This is a genomic window from Pseudomonas sp. B34(2017), assembly GCF_002112915.1.
GTDB classification, from domain to species: Bacteria; Pseudomonadota; Gammaproteobacteria; order Pseudomonadales; family Pseudomonadaceae; genus Aquipseudomonas; species Aquipseudomonas pharyngis.
Genome location: NZ_NEJA01000002.1, coordinates 1 through 25,096 on the forward strand (window position 1 = coordinate 1; position 25,096 = coordinate 25,096).

General features: G+C 61.6%; 19 protein-coding genes and 1 riboswitch. Of the genes, 13 read left to right on the forward strand and 6 right to left on the reverse strand.

The window, feature by feature from the left end; translation table 11 throughout:
* Positions 1-628: 628 nt before the first annotated feature.
* Positions 629-839, forward strand: a riboswitch (cobalamin riboswitch).
* Positions 840-937: 98 nt separating this feature from the next.
* The 6 genes from cobW to CAF80_RS05610 all read left to right on the forward strand — a co-directional run bounded on the left by cobW (position 938) and on the right by CAF80_RS05610 (position 11,042).
* Entirely contained in the window at positions 938-2,005 is a 1,068-nt protein-coding gene (gene cobW / locus CAF80_RS05585) for a cobalamin biosynthesis protein CobW (protein ID WP_074690344.1), read from the forward strand.
* A 3-nt stretch (positions 2,006-2,008) separates the two neighbouring features.
* The gene (gene cobN / locus CAF80_RS05590; protein WP_039768816.1) at positions 2,009-5,776 is read left to right on the forward strand and encodes a cobaltochelatase subunit CobN; all 3,768 of its coding nucleotides are present in this window, start codon (positions 2,009-2,011) and stop codon (positions 5,774-5,776) included.
* Between the two features lie 8 nt (positions 5,777-5,784).
* Complete coding sequence (locus CAF80_RS05595; protein ID WP_085666967.1) at positions 5,785-6,798, forward strand: ATP-binding protein; 1,014 nt, start codon at positions 5,785-5,787, stop codon at positions 6,796-6,798.
* Positions 6,799-6,899: 101 nt separating this feature from the next.
* Positions 6,900-7,463 carry a VWA domain-containing protein gene (locus CAF80_RS05600; protein WP_085666968.1) on the forward strand — a complete coding sequence of 188 codons (564 nt, stop codon included), beginning with the start codon at positions 6,900-6,902 and terminating at the stop codon, positions 7,461-7,463.
* 40 nt (positions 7,464-7,503) lie between these two features.
* A complete protein-coding gene (locus CAF80_RS05605) occupies positions 7,504-9,150 on the forward strand; it encodes a phospholipase D-like domain-containing protein (protein ID WP_085666969.1) in 1,647 nt (548 codons plus the stop codon).
* 335 nt (positions 9,151-9,485) lie between these two features.
* On the forward strand, positions 9,486-11,042 hold the full coding sequence (locus CAF80_RS05610; protein ID WP_074690352.1) for a TerC family protein: 1,557 nt from the start codon (positions 9,486-9,488) through the stop codon (positions 11,040-11,042).
* A 5-nt stretch (positions 11,043-11,047) separates the two neighbouring features.
* Here CAF80_RS05610 and CAF80_RS05615 read toward each other — a convergent pair whose 3' ends face one another.
* The 6 genes from CAF80_RS05615 to CAF80_RS05640 form a co-directional block, all read right to left on the reverse strand.
* Entirely contained in the window at positions 11,048-12,124 is a 1,077-nt protein-coding gene (locus tag CAF80_RS05615) for a GGDEF domain-containing protein (RefSeq protein ID WP_039768809.1), read from the reverse strand.
* The gene (locus tag CAF80_RS05620; RefSeq protein WP_074690354.1) at positions 12,108-12,986 is read right to left on the reverse strand and encodes a DUF4434 family protein; all 879 of its coding nucleotides are present in this window, start codon (positions 12,984-12,986) and stop codon (positions 12,108-12,110) included. Before CAF80_RS05620 ends, CAF80_RS05615 begins: the two co-directional genes overlap by 17 nt.
* On the reverse strand, positions 12,986-16,144 hold the full coding sequence (locus CAF80_RS05625) for a phage receptor (RefSeq protein ID WP_074690356.1): 3,159 nt from the start codon (positions 16,142-16,144) through the stop codon (positions 12,986-12,988). Before CAF80_RS05625 ends, CAF80_RS05620 begins: the two co-directional genes overlap by 1 nt.
* Positions 16,141-18,315: a cyclic di-3',5'-guanylate-activated glycosyltransferase NrfB gene (nrfB, locus tag CAF80_RS05630; protein ID WP_074690358.1), complete on the reverse strand. Its 2,175-nt coding sequence runs from the start codon at positions 18,313-18,315 to the stop codon at positions 16,141-16,143. The genes CAF80_RS05625 and nrfB overlap by 4 nt, the downstream gene beginning before the upstream one ends.
* Positions 18,312-19,466: a non-hydrolyzing UDP-N-acetylglucosamine 2-epimerase gene (wecB, locus tag CAF80_RS05635; RefSeq protein ID WP_074690360.1), complete on the reverse strand. Its 1,155-nt coding sequence runs from the start codon at positions 19,464-19,466 to the stop codon at positions 18,312-18,314. The genes nrfB and wecB overlap by 4 nt, the downstream gene beginning before the upstream one ends.
* 175 nt (positions 19,467-19,641) lie before the next feature.
* The gene (locus CAF80_RS05640; protein ID WP_074690362.1) at positions 19,642-20,073 is read right to left on the reverse strand and encodes a co-chaperone YbbN; all 432 of its coding nucleotides are present in this window, start codon (positions 20,071-20,073) and stop codon (positions 19,642-19,644) included.
* Positions 20,074-20,275: 202 nt separating this feature from the next.
* Here CAF80_RS05640 and CAF80_RS05645 point away from each other — a divergent pair, with 202 nt between their 5' ends.
* The 7 genes from CAF80_RS05645 (at position 20,276) to CAF80_RS05675 (ending at position 25,066) form a co-directional block, all read left to right on the forward strand.
* Positions 20,276-20,422 carry a hypothetical protein gene (locus CAF80_RS05645; protein WP_172829487.1) on the forward strand — a complete coding sequence of 49 codons (147 nt, stop codon included), beginning with the start codon at positions 20,276-20,278 and terminating at the stop codon, positions 20,420-20,422.
* Positions 20,423-20,695: 273 nt separating this feature from the next.
* Entirely contained in the window at positions 20,696-21,544 is an 849-nt protein-coding gene (locus CAF80_RS05650; RefSeq protein ID WP_039768800.1) for a transporter substrate-binding domain-containing protein, read from the forward strand.
* A gap of 51 nt (positions 21,545-21,595) precedes the next feature.
* Positions 21,596-22,258 carry an amino acid ABC transporter permease gene (locus CAF80_RS05655; RefSeq protein ID WP_059405928.1) on the forward strand — a complete coding sequence of 221 codons (663 nt, stop codon included), beginning with the start codon at positions 21,596-21,598 and terminating at the stop codon, positions 22,256-22,258.
* 9 nt (positions 22,259-22,267) lie between these two features.
* Positions 22,268-22,930 (forward strand): amino acid ABC transporter permease, encoded by a 663-nt coding sequence (locus CAF80_RS05660; RefSeq protein WP_074690364.1) that lies wholly within the window; start codon positions 22,268-22,270, stop codon positions 22,928-22,930.
* Positions 22,927-23,724, forward strand: coding sequence for an amino acid ABC transporter ATP-binding protein (locus CAF80_RS05665; protein WP_011334480.1), 798 nt, complete (start codon positions 22,927-22,929; stop codon positions 23,722-23,724). Before CAF80_RS05660 ends, CAF80_RS05665 begins: the two co-directional genes overlap by 4 nt.
* Positions 23,725-23,755: 31 nt before the next feature.
* A complete protein-coding gene (locus CAF80_RS05670; RefSeq protein WP_039768794.1) occupies positions 23,756-24,145 on the forward strand; it encodes a RidA family protein in 390 nt (129 codons plus the stop codon).
* A 156-nt stretch (positions 24,146-24,301) separates the two neighbouring features.
* On the forward strand, positions 24,302-25,066 hold the full coding sequence (locus CAF80_RS05675; RefSeq protein WP_039768792.1) for an IclR family transcriptional regulator: 765 nt from the start codon (positions 24,302-24,304) through the stop codon (positions 25,064-25,066).
* The last annotated feature ends 30 nt before the right edge of the window (positions 25,067-25,096 follow it).

Here is a 25,096-nt window from a genome sequence, read left to right on the forward strand (position 1 = left end):
TCTTGATTCCAGGGCATGGTCAGCACCTCCTGACCATGATTGATACCTGTAAACCATGTCCCCGGTCTCAAACGTAAAGGATGTACCCGGTCTTTACCCACCCCAGCCCTCTCCCCGAGGAGAGGGAGCCGTTTTTTGTGCTTTTCAAAGCCTGAGTTCAACGCGGTATCGCACGTCGGCGAACCTCTCCCAAACCACTCGGTCAGTCCCCTCTCCCTACGGGCGGTCCGACGTTTCGGGAGGGCTAGGGTGAGGGGCTCTTGATCTGGCTCTTGATCTGGCTCTTGATCTGGCTCTTGATCTGCTTTTGATTTTTTGCCTCTTCGGCAGGCCGAGCGAAGGTGTCCATCAGGGGGTAGGCGCGCAGCGCCGTGCGGCGCAGCCGCATACATCGAGAGGAGGTGCAGCGAAGCAAACCGTAGGCGATGCCCCCTGATGGACACCGTAGCGAGGGAACACTGAGCCTAAGCGAAGTGCCGTACGCCGGGGCAAAAGCCTTTTGGTTCCTTTTTGGCGTTTGAAAAAGGGACTCGCTGTAAGAGCGAAACCGCCAGCGGCAGCACCCGAAGCAACGGATATGCCCCCAATCTCAAAATCCACCAACCATTGACCCATCCCCACACCCTGCGTAGCCTTGCGCTTTCGAGGTTCTTCGGCCCACGCCGAAGCTAAGAAGGGAACGCGGTCCAAGCCGCGGCTGCCCCCGCAACTGTGAACGGTGCTGTTCGCTGCCACGCCACTGCCAACTCAATCCAGAGCCAGCGGGAAGGCGCAGCGAATACCGGGCCAAGGCCCGAACACCGTCAGCCAGGAGACCTGCCTCGTCACAGATTCTCACTTTCAACCGGGCGGGGTGATCCGGTGGCGAACTCTCCAGGCACGCACTCGCGTTGCCGGTCTCGTCCCGTATGCCCGCCACCTTGCCAAAGGGCATCCGATGAAAACACTGGCCAAACTCCCCGTCACCATCGTCACTGGCTTCCTCGGCTCGGGCAAAACCACCTTGCTGCGGCACATGCTCGACAACGCCCAGGGCCGCCGTATCGCGGTAATCGTCAACGAGTTCGGCGAGCTGGGCATCGACGGTGAAATCCTCAAGCAATGCACCATCGGCTGCACCGAAGAAGAAGCCACCGGCCGCGTCTACGAACTGGCCAACGGTTGCCTGTGCTGCACGGTTCAGGAAGAGTTCTTCCCGGTGATGCGTGAACTGGTGGCCCGTCGCGGCGACCTCGATCACATCCTGATCGAAACCTCGGGCCTGGCCCTGCCAAAGCCGCTGGTGCAAGCCTTCCAGTGGCCGGAAATCCGCAGCGCCTGCACCGTTGACGCGGTGATCACCGTGGTCGACAGCCCGGCCGTGGCCGCTGGCACCTTCGCCGCGTTCCCGGATCAGGTCGACGCCCAGCGCAAGCTCGATCCGAACCTGGATCACGAATCGCCACTGCACGAACTGTTCGCCGACCAACTGGCCAGCGCCGACCTGGTGATTCTCAACAAGGCCGACCAGACCAGCCCTGAAGACCTCGCGCGCGTCCGTCTGGAAGTCGCCGAAGAGCTGCCGCCAGCAGTGAAAATCATCGAAGCCAGCAATGGTCGTCTGCCGCTGGACGTGTTGATCGGCCTCGGCGCCGGTTCCGAAGAACACATCGACAGCCGGCACAGCCATCACGATCACCACCACGACGATGACGATCATGATGACCACGATCACGACGCCTTCGATTCGATTTCCATCGAGCTGCCGCAAGCCGACGAAAGCCTGCTGCTCGACGCATTGACGCAACTGGTGGTTCAGCACGGCATCCTGCGAGTCAAAGGCTTCGCGGCGATCCCGAACAAGCCGATGCGTCTGTTGGTTCAGGGTGTGGGCACTCGTTTCGACAAGCACTTCGACCGTCAGTGGGGCGCCGATGAGGCGCGCGTGACGCGTCTGGTGTTGATCGGTCAGGAGCTGGACGCCGCCCAGCTCGAAGCGCAACTGCGCGCCGCGCTCAGCGTTTAAGCCATGCACCTGCTCAGGACCCAGCCCGGCGGTTTCGTGTCGGATGACAACATTGCCGACCTTGGACAAACCCCCGCCGAGCTGGTGATCCTGTGCAGCGGCGATTCCAGCCTGGCGCTGCTCGCCGAAGCCGCGCAGCAACTGCCTGAGGATTACCCGAGCGTGCGGCTGGCCAACCCGATGCAGGTGCAGAACCATGCGTCGGTCGACCTCTATGTCGATGAGGTACTGCGCCACGCCAAGGTCATTCTGATTTCGCTGCACGGCGGCATCGCTTATTGGCGTTATGGCGTCGAGCGGCTGGTCGAGTTGTCCGAGCGTGGCGTGCAGGTGATTCTGGTGCCGGGCGATGACCGGCCCGACCCGGAACTCAGCGACTTGAGCACCGTGGGCGCCGAGGATCGCGACCGGCTCTGGCAGTTTCTGCGTCAGGGCGGCATGGGCAATGCGCTGGACTTTTTCCGTTGCCTGGCCAATCGCTGGCTGGCGCGGGATTACGTGTGGGGCGAGCCGCAAACGCTGCCGCGCACGGCGATATATCATCCGAACAAAAACACCGCCGCACTGAGTGACTGGCAAGCCGATTGGCTGCCCGGTCAACCGGTGTCGGCGGTGTTGTTTTATCGCTCGCATTTGCAAGCGGCGAACACGGCGTTTATCGACGTGTTCTGCCAACGGCTTCAGGCGGCCGGACTCAATCCGCTGCCGATCGCCGTGGCCAGTTTGAAAGAGCCCGGCTGCCTGTCGGTGGTCGAGGGCTGGCTGGATGAAGTCGAGGCCTCGGTGATTCTGAACACCACTGGTTTCGCCCAGTCCAGCCCGGAAGCGCCGCATCTGCGGCCGTTCCGTCGCAACATTCCGGTGATCCAGGCGATTTGCGCCCAAGACAACGAGCCTGGCTGGCGCGAGAGCGAGCAGGGCCTCGGCCCCCGGGATCTGGCGATGCACATCGCCTTGCCGGAACTGGACGGCCGGATTATCAGTCGGCCGATCAGCTTCAAGGATCTGGCCTGGCGCAGCGAGCGCAGTCAGTCCGACGTGGTGTGTTATCGGGCCCAACCCGAGCGCATGGATTTCGTCGCCGAACTGGCGCGACGCTGGGTCGATCTGGCGCGGGTGCCGAACGCTGAAAAGCGCATCGCCCTGATCCTCGCCAACTATCCGACCCGGGACGGGCGCATCGGCAACGGCGTCGGCCTCGACACGCCGGCTGCCGCGCTGAATATCCTGCGGGCATTGCGGGCCGAAGGTTATCCGCTGCCCGCCGAACTGCCGGACAGCGGCACCGAACTGATCCGGCAATTGCTGGGTGGCGTCAGCAATGACCTCGACACCCTCGATCAGCGCCCGTGCCAGCAAAGCCTGGCGATGAATGATTACCTGTCGATGTTCAACGCACTGCCCGAAGCCAACCGCACGGCAGTGCTGGAGCGCTGGGGTTCGCCGCAAAACGATCCGATGTGCCGGGACGGGCGGATGATGATCGCTGGCCTGCGTTTTGGCCTGACTTTCGTCGGCATTCAACCGGCGCGGGGTTATCAGGTCGATCCGAGCGCGGTGTATCACGACCCGGATCTGGTGCCGCCGCACGCATACCTCGCGTTCTATTTCTGGCTGCGCCAGACCTACGGGGCTCACGGCGTGATCCACGTCGGCAAGCACGGCAACCTCGAATGGCTGCCCGGCAAAGGCGTGGGTCTGTCGGAGAACTGCTGGCCGGACGCGCTGCTCGGGCCGCTGCCGAACATCTATCCGTTTATCGTCAACGATCCGGGCGAGGGCGCCCAGGCCAAACGTCGCACTCAGGCGGTGATCATCGACCACCTGATGCCGCCGCTGACTCGCGCCGAAACCTATGGTCCGCTGCGTAATCTGGAGCTGTTGGCAGACGAGTATTACGAAGCTCAGTTGCTCGATCCGCGCCGCGCCCGGGAATTGCAGCGCGATATTCTGCAACTGGTGCGTGACACGCAGATCGACCGCGAGCTGCAACTCGACGAAGCCCTCGACAGCGATGCCGATGCGGCGATCTGGCTGCCGCGTCTGGATACTTATCTGTGTGATTTGAAGGAGTCGCAGATCCGCGATGGTCTGCACATCTTTGGAGAGTCGCCGAGTGGTCGGCTGCGCATCGACACGTTGCTGGCGTTGCTGCGGATTCCGCGTGGCGATGGCAAAGGCGCGCAATCGAGTTTGTTGCGGGCGTTGGCGAAAGCGTTTCAGTTGGGGTTCGATCCGCTGGATTGTGCACTGGCTGATTCCTGGACCGGCCCGCGCCCAATGGAATTGCAATCGCTGAGCGATGAAGTCTGGCGTACGGCGGGGGATACTCGCGAACGTCTGGAGCTGTTCGCCACCCAACTGATCTCCCAGTCACTGCCATCCCCCTGTGGGAGCGAGCCGCGCTGGGTTGAAGTCGGTGCAATCCTCGACAACCTCCGCGAAGTGATCGCCCCACGCCTCGACGCCTGCGGCCCGGCCGAAATGCGTGGCCTGCTTGATGCCCTGAGCGGCCGCTTCGTCCCGGCCGGCCCGAGCGGCGCGCCAAGTCGCGGTCGCCTCGATGTGCTGCCCACCGGTCGCAATTTTTACTCCGTGGACGTGCGCAACCTGCCGACTACCACGGCGTGGCGAATCGGCTTCCAGTCCGCGACCCTGATTCTCGAGCGACACCTGCAGGATCACGGCGATCACCTGCGCCAGCTCGGCCTGTCGGTGTGGGGCACCGCGACCATGCGTACCGGCGGAGACGACATCGCCCAGGCCATGGCGCTGATGGGCGTGCGCCCGGTATGGGCCACCGGCAGTCAGCGGGTCGATGATTTCGAGATTCTGCCGCTGAGCCTGCTCGACCGGCCTCGGGTCGATGTCACGCTGCGGGTCTCCGGATTTTTCCGCGATGCGTTCGCCAACCTGATCCGCCTGTTCGACGCCGCCGTGCAAGCCGTGGCCGAACTGGACGAGCCGGACGACCTCAACCCGTTGGCCGCCAAGGTGCGTGCCGAACGTGAGGCGTTGCGTCAGTCCGGGCTGGACGAAGAGGCTGCCCGACGTCAGGCCGGCTGGCGGATCTTCGGTGCCAAGCCCGGTGCCTATGGCGCGGGCGTGCAGGGCGCCATCGATGGTCGCCTGTGGCAAACCCGCGAAGATCTGGCCGAGGTCTACCTGAACTGGGGCGCCTATGCTTACGGTGGTTCCGACGAAGGCACTGCCGCCCGCGAGCAATTCGTCCAGCGCCTGAGCCAGGTGCAGGCCGTGCTGCAAAACCAGGACAACCGCGAGCATGACCTGCTCGATTCCAACGACTATTACCAGTTCCAGGGCGGCATGCTCGCCGCCGTGGAAAGCCTGCGCGGCGAAGCGGCGGCCAGTTATCACGGCGATCACAGTCAGCCGGACCTGCCGAAGATCCGCACCTTGAAGGAAGAACTGAACCGAGTTATCCGCTCGAGGGCGGCGAATCCGAAATGGATCGACGGGGTCAAGCGCCACGGCTATAAAGGCGCGTTCGAACTGGCGGCGACGGTCGACAACCTGTTCGCCTTCGACGCCACCACGCAACTGATCGACGACCATCAGTACGCCTTGCTGGCCGATGCGTATCTGCTGGACCCGGCGACCCGCGAGTTCGTGCGCGAGCATAATCCCCACGCACTGCGCGACATGACCGAACGCATGCTCGAAGCGCAGCAGCGCGGGATGTGGCAGGAACCGGGCGCCTACAAAGAAGCTCTGGAAAACCTGCTGCTGGACATAGAAGAAGAGAGCTAAGACTGAACATGACCGACATTTCGCATTTCCCGCTCTCCGCCGTGGTTGGCGCCGATGATCTGAAACTGGCGCTGTACCTGACGGCCATCGACCCGAAGATCGGCGGCGTGCTGATCGAAGGCCCGCGCGGCATGGCCAAGTCGACGCTCGCCCGGGGCCTGGCGGATCTGCTGGCCAGTGGTCAGTTTGTCACCTTGCCGTTGGGCGCCACCGAAGAGCGACTGGTCGGCACACTGGATCTGGACGCGGCGTTGAGCGACGGTCGTGCGCAGTTTTCTCCCGGCGTTCTGGCGAAGGCTGACGGCGGCGTGTTGTATGTCGATGAAGTGAATCTGCTGCCGGATCATCTGGTGGACTTGCTGCTCGATGTGGCTGCCAGCGGCACTAACCTGATCGAGCGCGATGGCATTTCCCATCGGCACTCGGCGAAGTTCGTATTGATCGGCACGATGAACCCGGAAGAGGGTGAATTGCGTCCGCAATTGCTGGATCGCTTTGGTTTGAACGTCGCCCTGAGCGGTCACACGGCGCCGGCCGAGCGCGGTCAGATCATTCGTCGTCGACTGGATTTCGACAGCGATCCGCAGGCGTTCTGTGCGCAGTGGGAGGTTGAGCAGCAAGCTCTGCGTCAGCGCTGCGAGAACGCCCGCAAGGTTTTACCTGGCATCCCGCTGGATGACGCGGCGCTGGCACAGATCACCGAGCGCTGCTTCGCGGCAGGCGTCGACGGTTTGCGCGCCGATCTGGTCTGGCTGCGTGCCGCGCGGGCGCATGCGGCGTGGCGCGGTGCGGACGCCATCGCCGAGCAGGATATCGATGCGGTGGCTGAGTTCGCATTGCGTCATCGTCGTCGCGAACAGTCTTCGACCAGCTCGCAGCCACCGGCGCAATCGCCGTCCGGCACTAACGCCGAGCCGAGCGAGGGGCAGGGCCAGTGGGGAGAAATGCCGGCGCCGGCACTGGCTACCGGCGCACGCCGCGAAGTCCCTACCTGGCCGCCACACCTACAAAAAAAGCGTTAGGCATTCGCCCCCGATCCGACGCGGGGGCGAATGCCAGACCCCGCGCCGGACGCCTCGATAACGGCCGCCAGGGCAAGCGTCATGCCGCTCGCAGTGGCTCGGTGAACTGGCCCGGAACCTTGCTCAATGGCCGCCCGAAAACCCGGGCGGATCTGCTGTTTCAACTGCGCACCCGCACGCCCCATGAACTGTGGCTGGTGATCGTCGATGCCTCGGCCTCGACCCGTCGTCATCAGGCGCTGAGCGATGCCAAGGGCGTGCTCGCACAACTGTTCGATGACGCTTACCGGCAGCGCGCGCGCCTTGCGTTGCTGACCGCAAGCGGCGCCGTGCCGAAATGGCAGGTGCAAGGGCTGAAGGCTTCCAGCGGGTTGCGTGCGTGGCTCGATGGATTGGGTGCGGGAGGCGGCACGCCTCTGTTGGCAGCGCTGACGGAAGCCGGGCATTGGCTGACGGTGCGGCGCAAGCGTTTCCCCGCTGAACAGCAACGGTTGCTGGTGATCACCGATGGCCGTTTGAAAGACTGGCCGCAACTGCCGGCGCTCGCGTGTCCGGGCCTGTTGATCGATATCGAGCGCGGGCCGATCCGCCTGAAGCGCGCAAGGCAATTGGCGACAGCGCTGGACGCGGATTACCGGCATATCGACGAGTTATTGTCGGTCTGAGGGCTATGCTGCATTCAGGCCAATTCACAAGGAGTGAATCATGCGCGTACTGGTCGCCAATCCGCAGGACGATTTTCGCGTCAAGGCCTACGCCGGCACCAACGGCGTGCTGCTCGCCATGGACCTCGCCGAACCGCGGCGCAAAGGCCTGCTGGGGTTTGCCATCGAAAAGCAGCAGGGCGACAAACCGTGGCTGTTCCTGTTCAACAGCCTGACCTTTCCCGGCAGGGCCCATACCTTCGCGCAGTTCCACGCCACGCCGAGCGATAAGGCGCCGTTGCAGAAATTTCGCTGGGCCGATTACGCGGTCAATCCAGGCATGACGATCCACTATCGCGTGCACCTGGCGTATGGCACGCCGGATGCGCCGCAACTCGGCGAAGCGCTGGAGCTGACGATCCGTTCTGATGACGGTCATCCTGCCAGTCAGGGCGTGATCTTCAACCGTGCCGTGGCAGCGAGCCAGGCGTTTCAGCGCAAATTCCCCGATCTCGACGCACAGATCAGTGCCAACAAAAACCTGCCCATCGAAGCCTGGCCCGATGCGGCGCGTCAGTGGCTGGAGAACGGTCTGCTCGGGCGTCTGCAAGGCTTTATCGAGCGTGCAGTCGACGGCCAGTGGGCACTGGACATCGCGATCTACGAATACCAGTTGCAAGCCATCGTCGACACGGTGAACGCGGCGTTCGATCGAGGTGTTCAGGTGCGTGTGCTGTATCACGCCCGGCCCGACGACGAAGACACGACGATCAACGAAGCAAGCCTTGCGAAACTGCCGGCGAGCAGCAAGCGCGGGCGGGTCACTCACAACATTTTCCATAACAAGTTCATCGTCCTCAGCCGCCTCGACGGAGGCGGTGAGCGCCAGCCGCAAGCGGTGCTGTGCGGCAGCACCAACTTCACGGCCAATGGCGTGTACCGCCAGGCCAACGTAGTGCATGTGCTGGACGATGCGGCGGTCAGCGCGAGTTACCTGAAAACCTTCGAGCAGATCTGGACCGAGCCAGCGGACGTCGGCGCCACCCGCGACTGGATCACCCAACACAACCCGATGAACCCGGCGCAGCCCCTGTTCGCCGGGTTCTCCCCGCGTACCGGCGGCGCGGATCTGCGGGAGTTCGTCGATATCATCGAGGGGGCGAAAAAAGACCTGCTGTTCGTCACCGCCTTCGCCTTGCCCGACGCGATTCTCAACGCGTTGCTCGGCCAGCCCCACGACGACATCCTGCGTTACGGCCTGCAAAACACGGTCAGCCGCATCACCGGGTTTCACGCCGACCGAACTGCCGAATTCGCCGCCACCGCGTTGCTCAACACCGGGCTGGAAGGCTGGTTGCGGGAAAACATGAAAGGCCAGAAAGGCAACCTGCTGGTGCACACCAAAGCGGTGGTCACCGACTTCACCAGCGACAGCCCGACCATCATCAGCGGCAGCCACAACCTCAGTTCATCGGCCAGCAACGGCAATGACGAAAACTACCTGATCATTCGCGGCGACACCGATCTGGCGGATCGCTATGGCCTGGAACTGCTGCGGTTCTACGAGCATTACCGTTTTCGCTACTTCGCGAAAAAACTGGCGTTGAAGCAGGTGCAGCCGTTGGCGGCGGATGACAGCTGGACCAACGACTACTACGTCGAGGGCGATCTGCGCCAGTTGTCTCGCCTGCGGTTTTCCGGGCGTTAGCCCTTGCGCATCCGTTGGCTGCCGATGCTGACGAGAGCGGCGATAGGCAGGCGGCGTACAGATTTTGAAATGATTTCCAGCTGTAGGAAAAGTCATCAGAGCCTGTACGCTTCAAGGCCTTTTTTCATTCAGGATTTGCATGAACACCCTCTCGGAGCCTCCCAGTTCTATTCAAAGAACCCTGTTCCCCTCGCGCCACCGCGCGGTCTTGACGCACTCGCAACATCCGGTCTACCGACTACCGACTATCGTTGTTGGCGCAGCCTTCGAGCTTTCCCGTCGTACTTTGCCGTGTCCGGCCGCCTGAATTCACTGACGAGAGATAGAGACAGATTATGGAATGGTTAGCGGATCCCACGGCGTGGCTGGGCTTGTTGACACTGATCGTGCTGGAACTGGTACTGGGTATCGACAACCTGGTGTTCATCGCGATTCTGGCGGACAAACTGCCGCCGCATCAGCGCGACCGCGCACGCATCATCGGTTTGAGCCTGGCGCTGATCATGCGTCTTGGCCTGCTGGCGAGTATTTCCTGGCTGGTCACCCTCACGGCACCGTTGTTCGAGGTGTTCGGCAAGAGCTTCTCCGGCCGTGACCTGATCATGCTGTTCGGTGGTGTGTTCCTGTTGTTCAAGGCGACCATGGAATTGCACGAACGGCTGGAAGGCCACATCGGCGAGCGCTCGACCAACACCGCTTATGCGCTGTTCTGGCCGATCGTGGCGCAGATCGTCGTGCTCGACGCGGTGTTCTCCCTGGACGCGGTGATTACTGCCGTGGGCATGGTCGATGAACTGGCGGTGATGATGATCGCGGTGGTCGTGTCCATCGGTGTGATGATCGTTGCCAGCAAGCCGCTGACCCGCTTCGTCAACGCCCACCCGACGGTGATCATGCTGTGTCTGGGCTTCCTGATGATGATCGGTTTTGCCCTGACCGCTGAAGGCCTGGGTTTCCACATACCGAAAGGTTATCTGTACGCGGCCATTGGTTTCTCGATCCTGATCGAGATCTTCAACCAGACCGCCCGCGCTCGTCGCAAGCGCTCGATGCAGGGCTTGCGCCCGATGCGTGAGCGCACGGCCCATGCGGTGATGCGTCTGTTGGGTGGTCGCAAACTGGCGGAGGAAGAGGTCGGCGAGGAGATTTCCGACTTGCTGGACAACGGTGAAGCGCCGAGCGCGGAGCTGTTCGACCGTCGCGAGCGGGTGATGATCAGTGGTGTGCTGCAACTGGCCGAACGACCGATTCGCGCCTTGATGACAGTGCGCGCCGATGTCGATCACATTGATCTGGCGGACGACGCCGAGGCTATTCGTACGCGGTTGATGCATTCGTCCTACTCGCGCTTGCCGCTGATTCGTAACGGCGCAGTGGATGAGCCGCTGGGCTTCGTGCACAAGAAGGAACTGCTCAAGGAGTATCTGGCCGGCAACGAGCCGAACCTTGAACACCTGGCGCGCAAGACCGTCAATCTGCTGGACAGTTATTCGATCCTCAACGCACTGGAACAAATGCGTGCGGCCTCGACCCACATTGCCTTTGTGGTGAACGAGTTCGGTGACTTTGTGGGGGTGTTGACCATGACCGACATTCTCGAATCGATTGCCGGTGAACTGCCGGATGCCAGTGAAATCGCCGGCCCCGACGTGGTCGAGGAGCAGGGCGGGTTTATCGTCAATGGTGCGCTGAACCTGACCCGCATCCGCGAGCACACCGGTTTTCGCGCCGAGCCGACCGAGGATTATCAGACCTTGGCCGGACTGGTGATGAGCCTGCTGGATCGCCTGCCGATGAAGGGCGATCGACTGGAGCATGAAGGCTGGGGCATGACCGTGATGGCGGTCGAAGAACGTCGTGTGACACGGGTGTTACTGGTGCGTGAGGCCTGACGGGCTCATTGATGAAAAGTGTAGCGGTCCTTGCCGGTATGCTTTGACTCATACAGTGCTTCGTCAGCCTTGATCAGCGCCTGGTTCAGGGTGTCGCCATCTTCGACCCGGGCCAGACCGATGCTGATGGTCACCGGGTGCCGGGTCGGTTGCTCACGCACCACCCGGCACAATTCCCCGGCCAGCGCCTCGACATCCTCGCGGCGCACACCGGCCAGGTAGATCGCAAACTCCTCGCCGCCCAGTCGGGCGTATTCGAAGCGTGACATCACGGTTTTGATGTCCGCCGCGATGCGCTTGAGCACTTCATCGCCGATGTCATGGCCGTAGACGTCATTCACTTTCTTGAAGTTGTCGATGTCGATCATCGCGAGGTAATGGTCGTGCTCACGAGGCACGGCTTGCAGGGTTTTTCCGGCGCGGCTCATGAACGAGCGACGGTTGGGAATTTCGGTGAGGGTGTCGTTGTAGGCCTGATCCAGCAACAGCTTGGACATGATGTAGTTGTAGAGCTTGGCCTCGCGCAGCTTCAGAAACGTATAGATCGTCAAAGCACAGAGAAAAACGCTGTAGGCGATGGTCATCACGCCTTTGAGTTCCAGCAGGTCGATGCCGGTGTTCATGAACGGATTGAGCACCAGCCAGGTGATGGCCTGGGCACCGAAGAACGACCAGCGGCTGAGCGGCAGTACCGAGGCGCTGTACAACGTAGTGGCTGCGGCGAGCACCAGCCAGATGCCATGAAAGGTCGGCGGCAGGCCGTCGATCACCATTCGGATGCCGAGTGTGATGATCACCACGAATGTCAGGTTCAGCCAGTCGAAGTGTCGAGCCTTGCGGGTGAACATCAACACCACAGCAAGAATCGCAAAGGCCGCGATGAACACCATCGAACGCCAGGTGAATCCCTGATTGCCGATGAAGCTGACGATCAGGTCGAAGGCGAGCCAGATGCCGATGCTCGCCAGGTAGATCAACAGGCAGAACGAATGCAGCCGCTCGAATTCATGCTGGATGAACTCGCTCCACAGTTCGGCGGGTGCGGTCTTCTTCAGGACTTCGTCTTCAATGGTTTTGTACATTGCTGCCCGGATGCTTGCGTTGGTTGTCGAGGATGACCGAGCCCCACGGTCGATAGCGCAGGGAAAACACCGCGTTCTGATGACAGCCGGTCGAGGTCGCATCCGGGCTGGCCGGTTCGGCACGGAAGGGCTCGCCCTCGCGGCTGACCTGCCGGAAGGCTTCGCGCACGATCCCCACGGAACAGGGCAGTGCACTGGCGTAACCGTTGCGCACCAGCGGTGACAAACGACCGGTGCCCGCGCCGTCCTGCCACCAGACCTGCGCACCCGCCGCCGTCAATTCGCCCAGCCATTGGCCGTTGACCGCCGGAGCCAGCTTGCCGGCACTGAAGGCGCTGACATGCAGCGGCGCATCCAGCTTCGTGGCGAAATCCTTCAACTGACGCTGAAGCGTGGCCCGTCGATCTGCCGCCAGAAAGTGCAGGTCATCCAGTTCCAGCGGCAGATACCAGCCGCTGACCGGCAGCTTCCAGTCCTGCCGCAGCTTCTGCTGCTGGGCGAGCGACTGGCCCAGTTGCGCCTGCCAGTAGGCGCCGAGGCCGGCGCTGTCCAGTTCATCGATGCGCTTGTAGTAAGCCGGGTCCATCGCCAGGCCGAGCACCAGTTGCAGACCTTGTCGTTGAGCGAGTTTCAAGCTGTTGGCGAGCCAGCCATTGGCGCCGCCGAAGTCCGAGTCGCCATAGGCTGTCCACTGCACGATCACGGTTCGCGTGCCTTGTTTCGCGGTGTCTTGCCAGACCTTCTGCCACTGCGCCTGCGTCAGGCCGGCATCGACATTCAGCGGCTGATAGAACAGCCGCTCATCGGCCTTCGCGACGGTGGCGCTCATCAGCAAACACAAACACAGCATCCATCGAGCCATCAGAAATTCCACTCCACGCCCAGCAGCACACCGTTGCCGCCTTCATACAGATTGCCGCCCAGCGACTGTTGATATTCGGTGCGAATCGTCAGTTTCGAACGGTAGGCGTTGTAGCGATCCTCGTCGTACCACCATTGCCAGCGCAGACCGACACCGGTGCGCAGGTCCTGGCGCCAGTCGTTGCTCGGGTCCTGGCTGGCAAATTCGAGGAAGCCGTAAGGCATGATCGTCTGGGCTCCGCTGAACGGCAGTTTCCATGCATGACCTTGCTGGAACCGCGACAGCCACTGGTGATCGCCGGCCTTGGTCCACCACGCGGCGTCGAGGTACAGGAAACGCTCGTCCCAGTCGTTTTCGTCGACACGCCAGTCGTTGCGGTACTGGCCCTGATCGAGGAATGAGGCGGTGGCGCGCAGCAGGTAATCAGTGGTGGTGTGGCCGTCCTTGCGGTGATCGTTGACCTGATCGAACAGCTTTTCCGGCACCAGCATCTGGCCGAGGCTCAGGCTGTGACTGTCGTCATCGTCGAACTGGCTCTGCTTGTAGATCTCGCCGTAGAAGTTGATGTTCTGTGTGCCCCACGGTTTGTAGCGCAGGCCGACACCGGCGGCGAGGGACTCGGCGTAACTGGAGCGACCTTGTCCGCCCAGCAAGACACGTCCGTACACCGACAGCGTGCTGCCGGCGCGGCTTGGTTCTTCGCCCAGGGCGTGGTCCCACATTGCCAGTTGCACATTCTGCGAATCCGAGCGACGGCGTGAACCTTTGCTGTCGTCCGGTCGCACGAAGTCGTTGGTGGAGATCCCGGCCGGCGACCAGGTGCTGGCAATCGTCCGGCTGTCACGCCGGGACAAGGTTTCATGGGCGCGGCGCTGGCGATAACGGCGGGCCTCCATGCTGCCGTCTTCGTCATCCGCCGCCACCGGGTTCTGCTCCAGATCGATCACCCGGCGCAGTTCCTTGCGTGCGGAGGCGCTGTCTTCCACTTCGTCGTAGCGCCAGGCCAGGGTTTCGCCGAGGCGGTAATCCTCGGGGAAATCCCGGGTCGCCTGTTGCAGATACGGAATCGCCGTGGCGCGCTCTTCGCGGGTTTCGGCACCGGCCAGACGCATGCCGTAGTCGGCGCGATAACGCGGGTTGTTCGGCTCGTGGTGTACCGCTTCGGCCAGCCATGCAGTGCTTTGCGGCAAGTCCCCGGCCTTTTGCGCTGTGACCGATGCGGCGTAGAAGTGGCCGGCATCCGGAGCCTGTTGCAGGGCCTGCCGCTGACGTTGCAGTGCCTGGGCGTGATCACCCCGTGCGTCGGCGATGGCTGCGCCGAGGGCCCACTCATTGGCGCCGCGAGTGGTGCTTTGTTGCCAGTAGGTTTCTGCGGTCTGGCTGTCGCCGACATTCAGTGCGCTGCGACTGGCTGTCAGACGCGCGTTGTCGCTGAGTTCGGCGGTCGGGAAGCTGCGCCAGATGGCCAGCGCACCGGCAGAATCACCGGCCGCTTCCAGGGCATAGGCCAGCGGCAGACGACTGCCGCGATCACCGAGTTTTTCAGCCTGCTGGTAATAGACGACGGCCTCACCCGGGCGATCAGGCATGGCGCAGCGACCGAGCGCGCGGTAATCGCCAGCCGCTTGCGGGTGGCTGCCGATGGCATGCTGCACGGCGTCGCACTGGCCGGTCTCCGCGAGTTGCGCGAGCAGTTGGCCGCGCGTGGCACCGTCCACCCGGTTGAGCAGGAGCGCCATGCGTCGCTGTTGCTCCGGAGTCGTGGAGGGCGCTGCGGCATACAAACCGGCCAGACGCTGCAACGCCGTCGCCGGCAAACGCCCGCCATGACGATCGAACGCGGATTCCAGCAACTGTTGGGCATGCGCGCGATCACCCGCATTCACTGCCAGATAGGTGGCCTGATTCAGCGAGGACAGATTGTCGGTTTGCCGGTAATGCAGTTCCCACAGGGTTTGCGCTTCGATCATTCGCCCCATGCGCTGTGTCAGTTCGGCTCGGCGCTTGACGATATCGGGCGTCTGTTGCTGACCGGCCAGCCACGCGTTGACCTCGGCGCTGCGACCTTGCTCCTGCCAGATGTCGAGCACCTGCGTTTGCCGACGGCTGTCCCAAGGCTCCGGCAGACGGGTGCTTTGCAACAGATCCGTGGCTTGCAGGCGCTGGGCGAGTACCAGCCAGGTTTGTGGGTCGTCCGTTGGCGTGCAATTGCGCAGTTGCTTGAGCGCCGCTTCCGGATCCTGCCGCGACAGCCATTCGGCGGTTTCCAGGCAAGGACGTTGCAGATCGTTGCTCAGACGCTGCACGGTGGGCACGTCTTCGGTCTTGCGTGCCAGTTCCCACAGACGCTGTCGTTGCGCCGGATCGGCGAGGTCGCTGGCCGGCAGCGACTGCATCCAGCGCTGGGCCTGTTGCTCGTGACCCATGGCGATGGCGCGATCGACCATCGCCAGGCGAATGTTGCGCGCGGCTTCGGGACTCGGCGCCTGTTGCAGCAGTTGCTGCAGCGGCTTTTCATCGAGGCGTTGCACGTAGGCATTGGCCAGACGTTGCCAGCCTTCGGCGTCCAGTTGTTTGCGTGCGGCCAGCGGTGCCAGTTGGTCGATGGTGCCGCTCCAGTCGCGCAGTTGCTCCGACCAGTTGGCGCGGGCCAGACGCAGGATATTGTCATCGCCCTTGGGCGCCAGTTGCGCCAGCCAGTCGTGGGCCTTGGCCGCGCCGCCGAACTTGGCCAGGCTCAGGCTGTAGGCCTGCCAAAGGCGCACGCGGTCATTCAGGTTGCTGGTGGCCATCCAGCTTTCCACTTGCGTGCTGGTCGGAGGATCCTGTTCGATCCAGGTCAGGCGCAGGTCGAGCAGCGCTTCGCTGTTGTCCGGCAAGGCTTGCAGCGCTTCCTTGTAACGACGCTGCTTGGCCAGGGACTCCACCAGCAGTGCCCGGGCCTCGTCATTTTTCGGGACCTTTTCCAGCAAGTGGCGCATCAGGCGTTCGACTTCTTTCCAGTTACCCTTTTTCGCCTCGCGATAGCTGCGGTCCATGTAGGGATAGCTGCGGAACTGTTCAAAGTCGCTCAGTGGTGCCGCTTGCAGCGGATACGTGGTGCTCAGGCCCAGCAGCAGGCTGCCCATCAGCAAGGTTTGACGATGCACAGGCTTCATGCGACCTCCCGGACAATGCGGTAGGCAGCTTGCTGTTCGCTGGTCTGATCAGCCAGCGCCTGTTCCAGTACTTCCTGGGTAATCATGCCCCGAGAAATCAGGTGTTCACCGAGTGACATCTTCTCGGCATCGAAGTCGATCAGCGCCTGATTGAACAGGGTGGGCGGCACCATGCCGCGCACCTGCAACAGATTGCCGAGCAGCACTTGATGGCGACTGACCCGTTCCAGCAGGGCCTCATCGTCCTGATGGCGCTCAAGCACTTCGAGCATATGACGCACTTCCTCATTCTGGCGGGGGCTGGCGTACCAGTAGCGAATCCCCAATGTGACGCGGCCCTGTGGTGCGAGACGGCTGCGCACCGGGCGTTTCAATTGACGGCTGATGGCGCCCAGCGAGACCTGGCTGACCGGGCCTTCGGAGGCCAGAATCAGGGTGTCGCCTTCTTCGGCCACCGGCAAAATGCCGTAGTGGGAAGCGACCCGGCGCGGTACGGCATCGATCAGGCGTTTGTCGAGCTTGAACGGATTGAGTGGCGCCCATTCCAGATCAAGCTGTTCGGCCAGGGTTTGCACAAGTTGGGTGCTGTTGATGTATTCACGCAAAAGCAGTTCGCGCCCGAGGCGCCGGCGTACCGGGCTGGTGATCGCCGCTTCCAGTTGCTCTTCGGTAAGCAGGCCTTTTTCCACCAGCCGATGGCCAAGTGGAGTGCGCTGGGCCTTGGTCAGCGCCGGGAATTCGTGGGTGGTCTTGTCCCAGGCCACGCGTCGCGAATCGCCCATTTCCATCACCTGACGCAGGGCGCGCAGGTTGGCGAAGAAGTTGACGAAGTTGCTCCACATCATGCGCGGCGCTGACAGCAGACCTTCAACCAATCCGTAGTAACGAGTGACAAACCAGCCGCGCTGGAACAGGCGGTTGAGCAGCATCAGGCCGTTGAGCCACAGCAGCACCGAGAGCAGCGAACTGTCCGCGAGGATCGAGGGATAACGCCACGAGTCCGGGGAAATGATCGTGACCGCCCACATCGCCAGCAGCACCAGGAACAGCAGGTTCACCAGAAAGCTCAGCAAATAGGCGATCAGCCCGCGACGGTCGCGCCACAGGAAATAATTGAGCAGACCCTTGCGGCTCCAGCCCAGGTTCTTGGTGCCCTGGAACACGATGCCGACAATCCACCGCGATTTCTGCCGGATCGCGTGTTGAAGGTCGCGGGGAAAGTGCTCGCGCACGCAGATCACCTGGGAGAACTCGCGGTTCATACCGAACACCCAGGGTTGCTCCAGTGCCAGTTTTGGATCGCTGACCGAATAACGGGCGAAGATGCATTTCATGCCTTTCTGCTTGAGCCGGAAGCCGATGTCGTAGTCTTCGGTGAGACTCTGCACATCGAAGGCAATACCGTCGCCGTCTTCCAGCAGGGCGCTGATGGCCTTGCGGCTGAAGCAGGTGCCGACGCCGGCGCTGGGCACTTGACCGGTGAGGGCTTCGCGAACAATGACGTCTTTGCCGTGGTTTTCCGCGAACTCATCGACGTAGTGCCCGGCGGTGAAGCCTTTCCACTCCGGCGCGTAGGGGTAGACCGGAATCTGGATCAGGTCCTTGTTCGGCAACAGATAGTTGTAGAGGCGCAATTCCATCGGCGAAATCACGTCTTCGGCGTCGTGCAGGATGAACCCGGCGAACTGGATTTTCGCCTCGCTCTCGAAGCGCAGGATCGCGTCGATGATGTTGTTCAGGCAGTCGGCCTTGCTGGTCGGGCCGGGTCGGGCGCAAACCACTTTGTGCACGTTGGGGTAGTGCTGGCACACCGCGTCGACATCGGCCTGGGTGTCGGCATCGTTAGGGTAGGTGCCGACGAAAATCTGATAGTTCTCGTAGTCGATGGTCGAGGCGGCCAGACGCGCCATTTCGCCGACCACGCCGACTTCGTTCCACGCTGGCACCATGATTGCCAGCGGCTTCTCGGGAATCGAATACAGGCGCTCCTCGTCGGCGCGCTTGAATTTTTCGTAGATCCGCCAGCGCCGGATGAACTTGCGGCTCCAGTACACGAGGTCGATGAACAGGTCATCGAGGCCGAGGATGAACATCAGCAGGGCGAGGGCAATCGCCACATATTTGAGACCGAACAGCACATACGCGAAGAAATCGACCCAACCCAGACTCATACCCCTTTACCCACCGCCGAGTGTGCGCTCAGCCAGGCGTGGAGGCGGGTGGCGATCAGTTCGCTGGCGTGACCGTCGCCATAGGGGAAGTGCACGCGGCTCATGCGGGCGTAAGTGTCCGGGTCGTCTAGCAGTTGGCGGGCTTCCTTGACGATGCGCGCCTTGTCCGTGCCCACCAGCAGCATGGTGCCGCTCTCGAGCACGGAAGGCCGTTCGGTGACGTCGCGCAGTACCAGCAGCGGTTTGCCGATTGCCGGCGCTTCCTCCTGGACGCCGCCGGAGTCGGTCAGGATGAAGTGCGCGCGGCCCATCAGCCAGACGAAGTTCGGATAGTCCTGCGGTGGCACCAGATAGATGTTCGGTTTGTCGGCGAGCATGCCGTACACCACCTCCTGCACCAGCGGATTGAGGTGCACCGGATAAACGAATTGCACGTCCGGGTATTGTTCGGCCAGTTCGGCCAGGGCCTGGCAGATATTGCGGAAACCGTCGCCGAGATTTTCCCGTCGATGGCTGGTCACCAGAATCATCCGGCGCTGGTCATCAATTGCCGCCAGAGGCGAATCGGCGGGCGGATGCCAATCGATGTCCTGCTGGTGCTTGCGCATCCACAGCAAGGCATCGATCACAGTGTTGCCGGTGATTTCAATGTTGTCTTCGGGTACGCCTTCGCGCAGCAGATTGGCAGCGGATTTGGAGGTCGGCGGGAAATGCAGGTCGGTTATCACGCCGGTCAGGCGCCGATTCGCTTCCTCGGGCCAGGGCGCGCGCAGATTGCCGGTACGCAGACCGGCTTCGACGTGACCGATGGGCAGCTGACGATTGAAGGCGGCGAGGGCGGCGATGAAGCTGGTAGTGGTGTCGCCGTGGACCAGCACGATGTCCGGTTTGACCCGCTCGTAGGCCTGATCGAGCTGGGCGAGCAGATGTTGCGACAGACCGTTCAGGGTCTGGCCTTGGGTCATGACTTGCAGGTCTTCGTCGACCGTCAGTTCGAACGCGTCCAGCATTTGAGTGAGCATCTCGCGATGTTGACCGGTGGAGCAGATGTTGAGTGTGATGTCGGGCCCCTGACGCAGAATCCGGGCCAGCGGAGCCATTTTGATGGCCTCCGGGCGGGTGCCGAAAACCATCATGACTTTAAAGGACATTGACCCCTCCTGGGACGTAGCAAGGCTGCGACCCGAGGGCCGGCAGCACTCTTCTCTTTCTGAGAAATAAAGAAAAGCAGCCGGATGGGAGCTTGTCCAATCCGGTCTCGAGGCTAGTTGTTACAGATCAATAGCAGCGAAGGTGCAACTGCCTGATGGCGCTTGGATGGCACTTTCAGGAAAGGTTCCACCGTTTTGCGCGGTGGACGGTGCAGAGGGTGCGGAGGGTGTGATGCAGCCAGTTCAGGTCATGGCTCGGTTTGCGTGGTGCAGCGCAGTGCCTGGTTTTGCCGAGGTGTTGGGTGAAGTTGTGACGCAGGGATTCCTCTGTACCGATGCCTTTCAGTATTTTGACCAGAACCCCTTCCTTGTAGAACAGCACCGTCGGTGTGCCCTTGACATCCGGATGCCGACACGACTGTGCGGTATCGAGCATGAAGATATCCATCCAGGGCCGAAAGGGCTTGGCGATCTCGAGAAAAACGGGGCCGGAAGACACGCAGGCACCGCAGTGCTCGTTGAAGAAATACAGGACAACAAGGCGCCTGGCTTTCAAGACTTTCCGGTACGTCGGGGGCAACGCTGAATATCGAGTCGGTGTCGTCATCGGAGCCTCCTGAACAATGAATCTGGAAGGCCTTTGACGTTAAAGCAGGGCAAAACGGCGGTCTACTGTCAGAAATTACAGGTAGGTCCTGCAAAGGATGATTTCGTCCTACTTTGATGCAAGAGCATTCCCTCAGAAGACTCAGATCCGCGGAGGCAAGGCAGCTGGTATCGTTTTCAGGCATTTATCATAGGAGCTCCTGATGGGCAGCGATGCAGGTTTGAAAGCAGTTTCCGTAGTACGAATCGATGAGGCACTTATGAATCGCCTTGAGGATCTGGAGCTGATAGCTCTCTGCAAGGAGCGGGAAAATGATCCGACCATAAAAGTTTCGATAGACGACCTTTGAGCTAGGTTCTCGGAGATAAACGCTGCCCCTGAATCGATCACCCGTGCACCGACTGGGAACCTGTTACCCGCATTGTTGTAGCCAACGGTAGCGCACGCTCCGCGCTCTCGCTGTTTCTCTATTTTTCCGTTTTACGTATCTCTTTGATTCCTGTGAATTTTCAAACGGGTGCAGATTCCCCGCGAATCCTGTGGCACACTTTCTGCTGTCTATTCCGTAGTAACAAACCGTGTTCCGGTATAGCGGAATAAACAATCCTCTGGAGTGCTTGCCATGCATCGCCGACCTTCCTTGTTCAAAGCGTGTGTTTTTGTTCTCGCGGCTTCTTCCGCTGTCATGGGTATGGCCGAAGCGGCCGACAGCAAGCTCGACAGCGTCCTGGCCCGTGGAAAACTGATTGTGGGCACCGGCAGTACCAACGCGCCGTGGCACTTCCAGGGCGCGGACGGCAAGTTGCAGGGCTTTGATATCGACATCGCGCGGATGGTGGCAAAAGGGCTGTTCAATGACCCGAGCAAGGTCGAGTTCGTGGTGCAGTCGTCCGATGCGCGGATTCCCAACCTGCTGACCGACAAGGTCGACATGAGCTGTCAGTTCATCACTGTCACCGCCAGCCGTGCGCAGCAAGTGGCATTCACTCTGCCTTACTACCGCGAAGGCGTCGGCCTGCTGCTGCCGAACAACAGCAAGTACAAGGAAATCGAAGACCTGCAGGCCGGGGGCGATGGCGTGACCGTAGCCGTATTGCAGAACGTGTATGCCGAGGAATTGGTGCATCAGGCGCTGCCCAAGGCCAAGGTCGATCAGTACGACAGCGTCGATCTGATGTACCAGGCCGTGAACTCCGGTCGCGCCGATGCCGCTGCCACCGACCAGTCTTCGGTCAAATACCTGATGGTGCAGAACCCTGGCCGCTACCGCAGCCCGACGTACGCCTGGAGCCCGCAGACCTACGCCTGCGCCGTCAAACGTGGCGATCAGGACTGGCTGAACTTCGTCAACACCGCGCTGCATGAAGCCATGACCGGCGTCGAGTTCCCGACTTATGCCGCCTCGTTCAAGCAATGGTTCGGCGTCGATCTGCCATCGCCCGCCATCGGTTTCCCTGTCGAATTCAAATGATCCCGTGAGAGTGGGGCGCTCTGACGCGCCCCGCTCAAGGTACTGCCGACCATGAACTATCAGTTGAACTTTGCTGCCGTGTGGCGCGATTTCGACACCTTGCTGGCGGGGCTCGGTCTGGGCCTCGAACTGGCGCTGGTGTCGATCGCCATCGGCTGCGTGATCGGCCTGCTGATGGCGTTTGCCTTGCTGTCCAAGCATCGCGCCTTGCGGGTGCTGGCATCGGTGTATGTGACGGTGATCCGTAACACGCCGATTCTGGTGTTGATTCTGTTGATCTATTTTGCGTTGCCGAGCCTGGGGATTCGGCTGGACAAGATCCCGTCGTTCATCATCACGCTGTCGCTGTATGCCGGGGCGTACTTGACCGAAGTGTTCCGCGGCGGTTTGTTGAGCATCCCCAAAGGCCAGCGCGAAGCCGGGCTGGCCATCGGTCTGGGCGAGTGGCAGGTGAAAGCCTACGTCACCGTGCCGGTGATGTTGCGCAACGTGCTGCCGGCGCTGTCGAACAACTTCATTTCGCTGTTCAAGGACACCTCGCTGGCCGCCGCGATCGCGGTGCCGGAGCTGACCTATTACGCGCGCAAGATCAACGTCGAGAGCTACCGGGTGATCGAAACCTGGCTGGTAACCACGGCGTTGTATGTCGCGGCCTGTTACCTCATAGCCATGCTGCTGCGTTATCTCGAGCAGCGTCTGGCAATCCGCCGATAGGAGGCTGCGATGTACCAATCCCCCAATTGGTTGCATGAGTTGTGGATTGCCCGTGAAGCCTTGTGGCAAGGCTTTCTGACCAGCGTGCAGGTGTCGGCGCTGGCGATTCTGTTCGGCACGGTCATCGGTGTGTTTGCCGGGCTGGTGCTGACTTACGGCAAGTTCTGGATGCGCGCGCCGTTCCGCTTTTATGTCGACCTGATTCGCGGTACCCCGGTGTTCGTGCTGGTGCTGGCCTGCTTCTATATGGCGCCGGCGCTTGGTTGGCAGATCAGTGCATTTCAGGCCGGCGCCCTCGGGCTGACGCTGTTTTGCGGCTCCCACGTAGCCGAGATCGTGCGCGGTGCGTTGCAGGCGTTGCCACGCGGGCAGATGGAAGCCGGCAAGGCCATCGGCCTGACGTTCTATCAATCCCTCGGCTACGTGCTGTTGCCTCAGGCGCTGCGGCAGATCCTGCCGACCTGGGTCAACTCGTCCACGGAAATCGTCAAGGCCTCGACCTTGCTGTCGGTGATCGGCGTGGCCGAGCTGTTGCTCAGCACTCAGCAGATCATCGCCCGGACGTTCATGACTCTGGAGTTTTACCTGTTCGCCGGTTTTCTGTTCTTCGTCATCAACTACGGCATCGAATTACTCGGCCGGCACATTGAAAAGCGGGTGGCCCTGCCATGACTCAAGCTCAAGTTTCCAACGTCCAGAACGGTCAGCCCCTGCTGGACATCCGTGGCCTGCACAAACAATACGGCGCGGTCGAAGTGCTCAAGGGCGTCGACCTGAGCATGCAGCGCGGCAACGTGGTGACGCTGATCGGCTCCAGTGGCTCGGGCAAGACCACGCTGTTGCGCTGCGTGAACATGCTTGAGGAATTCCAGGGCGGGCAGATCCTGCTCGACGGCGAATCCATCGGCTATGACGAACTCAACGGCAAACGCGTGCGCCACCCGGAAAAAGTCATTGCCCGTCATCGGGCGATGACCGGCATGGCGTTTCAGCAATTCAACCTGTTCCCGCACCTGACCGCGTTGCAGAACGTCACGCTCGGCCTGCTCAAAGTCAAAAAGATGCACAAGGACGAAGCCGTGGCCCTGGCCGAAAAATGGCTGGAGCGGGTCGGTCTGCTGGAACGGCGCAATCACTTTCCCGGCCAGTTGTCCGGCGGTCAGCAGCAGCGCGTGGCGATTGCCCGGGCGATTGCGATGAACCCGAGCCTGATGCTGTTCGACGAAGTCACCTCGGCCCTCGATCCGGAACTGGTCGGCGAAGTGCTGAACGTGATCAAAGGCCTGGCCGAGGACGGTATGACCATGTTGCTGGTGACCCACGAAATGCGTTTTGCCTTCGAGGTATCGGACAAGATCGTTTTCATGAATCAGGGGCGCATCGAAGAGCAGGGGCCTCCCAAGGAACTGTTCGAGCGTCCTCAATCGCCGCGGCTGGCGGAATTTCTCAAAAGCACGCGGTTCTGACTTTTCACTTTTTCAATCAGGAGAAACACCCATGAGCATTACTCGTTACGGCACCGGCAGCACCGCCGCTGGCGGCCAGCCGCGTCCATTCGCCCGCGCCGTTGAAGCCGATGGCTGGCTGCATGTTTCCGGGCAGGTGCCGGCGGTGGATGGCGAGATCATTGTGGGCGGCATCGTCGAGCAGACGCACCAGACCATGAAAAACCTGATCGCGATTCTCGAAGAGGCCGGTTATGGCCTGGAAGACGTGGTACGTGCCGGCGTGTGGCTGGACGATCCGCGGGATTTCACCAGTTTCAACAAGGTCTTCGGCGAGTACTTCAAGCCCGAACACGCACCGGCCCGGGCCTGTGTGCAGGCGAGCATGATGGTCGACTGCAAGGTCGAGATCGACTGCATTGCGTACAAGAAAAAGGCCTGATCAGCACGCGGATCGTTCCCACGCTCTGCGTGGGAATGCCTCAAGGAACGCTCCGCGTTCCAAAGGACGCAGAGCGTCCCTGGCTGCATTCCCACGCGGAGCATGGGAACGATCTTTCGCGATAAACTCCCGGCACTTTGAATGGGAACCACAGAAATGACCGAAGACACCATCAAGCGCCGGGCACGCGGTCTGGACCGGGCGTTCGATATCCTCGATTTCCTCAAGGAAATCGGCCAGCCACTGCGCCCCAACGACATCGCCAACGGCATCGGCAGCCCGAAATCCACGGTCTACGAACTGGTGGCGTCATTGCTCGAGCGGCGGATCCTGGAGCCGGTGGGCAAGGATGGTCACGTCTATCTCGGTCGTCAGCTGTACTTCCTCGGGCAGGCGCATTTGCGGCATTTCGACCTCAGTCGCGAGGCCGATCACGCGCTGCAGGAGATCGTCAGCCAGACCCGGGAAACCGCGCAGATGTGCCTGCTTAACGGGCGCAAATACACGGTGGCACTGATGAAGGAGGGCGAGCGGCATTTCCGCATTTCTTCCGATATTGGCGAAAACGCGCCAATCCCGTGGACCGCCTCGGGACGCCTGCTGCTGGCGCACTTGAGTGACCAGCAGATCAGCGACTTGATCGACCCCGACGACTTCATCCTGCCGGATGGCGAACGCCTGCCGATGGAGACGTTTCTGGCGGAAATCCGTCAGGCCGGCATCGACGGTTTCTTCTCCTTCGACAGTGTCGCCGACACCTTCACCCACTGCTTCGCCGCCCCGGTCAAAGACCCGAATGGCGTGGCCATCTGCACCCTGTGCATCGTCGCGCCGCGCGCCGATGCCAAGAACAATTACAACGACTATCGCCGGGTCTTGATCGAGAGCGCCAACAGCCTCGCCCGGCGAATCAACGAATAACCGCGCCTGCCTGCGGGCGCGACTGTGAGG

Coding starts and splice junctions, on each gene's coding strand:
- CAF80_RS05610 (WP_074690352.1), top strand. CDS start 9,486: ATGGAATGGTTAGCGGATCCCACGGCGTGGCTGGGCTTGTTGACACTG.
- cobW (WP_074690344.1), top strand. CDS start 938: ATGAAAACACTGGCCAAACTCCCCGTCACCATCGTCACTGGCTTCCTC.
- CAF80_RS05605 (WP_085666969.1), top strand. CDS start 7,504: ATGCGCGTACTGGTCGCCAATCCGCAGGACGATTTTCGCGTCAAGGCC.
- CAF80_RS05620 (WP_074690354.1), bottom strand. CDS start 12,986: ATGGCTCGATGGATGCTGTGTTTGTGTTTGCTGATGAGCGCCACCGTC.
- CAF80_RS05615 (WP_039768809.1), bottom strand. CDS start 12,124: ATGTACAAAACCATTGAAGACGAAGTCCTGAAGAAGACCGCACCCGCC.
- CAF80_RS05675 (WP_039768792.1), top strand. CDS start 24,302: ATGACCGAAGACACCATCAAGCGCCGGGCACGCGGTCTGGACCGGGCG.
- CAF80_RS05655 (WP_059405928.1), top strand. CDS start 21,596: ATGAACTATCAGTTGAACTTTGCTGCCGTGTGGCGCGATTTCGACACC.
- CAF80_RS05595 (WP_085666967.1), top strand. CDS start 5,785: ATGACCGACATTTCGCATTTCCCGCTCTCCGCCGTGGTTGGCGCCGAT.
- wecB (WP_074690360.1), bottom strand. CDS start 19,466: ATGTCCTTTAAAGTCATGATGGTTTTCGGCACCCGCCCGGAGGCCATC.
- CAF80_RS05670 (WP_039768794.1), top strand. CDS start 23,756: ATGAGCATTACTCGTTACGGCACCGGCAGCACCGCCGCTGGCGGCCAG.
- cobN (WP_039768816.1), top strand. CDS start 2,009: ATGCACCTGCTCAGGACCCAGCCCGGCGGTTTCGTGTCGGATGACAAC.
- CAF80_RS05660 (WP_074690364.1), top strand. CDS start 22,268: ATGTACCAATCCCCCAATTGGTTGCATGAGTTGTGGATTGCCCGTGAA.
- CAF80_RS05650 (WP_039768800.1), top strand. CDS start 20,696: ATGCATCGCCGACCTTCCTTGTTCAAAGCGTGTGTTTTTGTTCTCGCG.
- nrfB (WP_074690358.1), bottom strand. CDS start 18,315: ATGAGTCTGGGTTGGGTCGATTTCTTCGCGTATGTGCTGTTCGGTCTC.
- CAF80_RS05625 (WP_074690356.1), bottom strand. CDS start 16,144: ATGAAGCCTGTGCATCGTCAAACCTTGCTGATGGGCAGCCTGCTGCTG.
- CAF80_RS05665 (WP_011334480.1), top strand. CDS start 22,927: ATGACTCAAGCTCAAGTTTCCAACGTCCAGAACGGTCAGCCCCTGCTG.
- CAF80_RS05640 (WP_074690362.1), bottom strand. CDS start 20,073: ATGACGACACCGACTCGATATTCAGCGTTGCCCCCGACGTACCGGAAA.
- CAF80_RS05645 (WP_172829487.1), top strand. CDS start 20,276: ATGGGCAGCGATGCAGGTTTGAAAGCAGTTTCCGTAGTACGAATCGAT.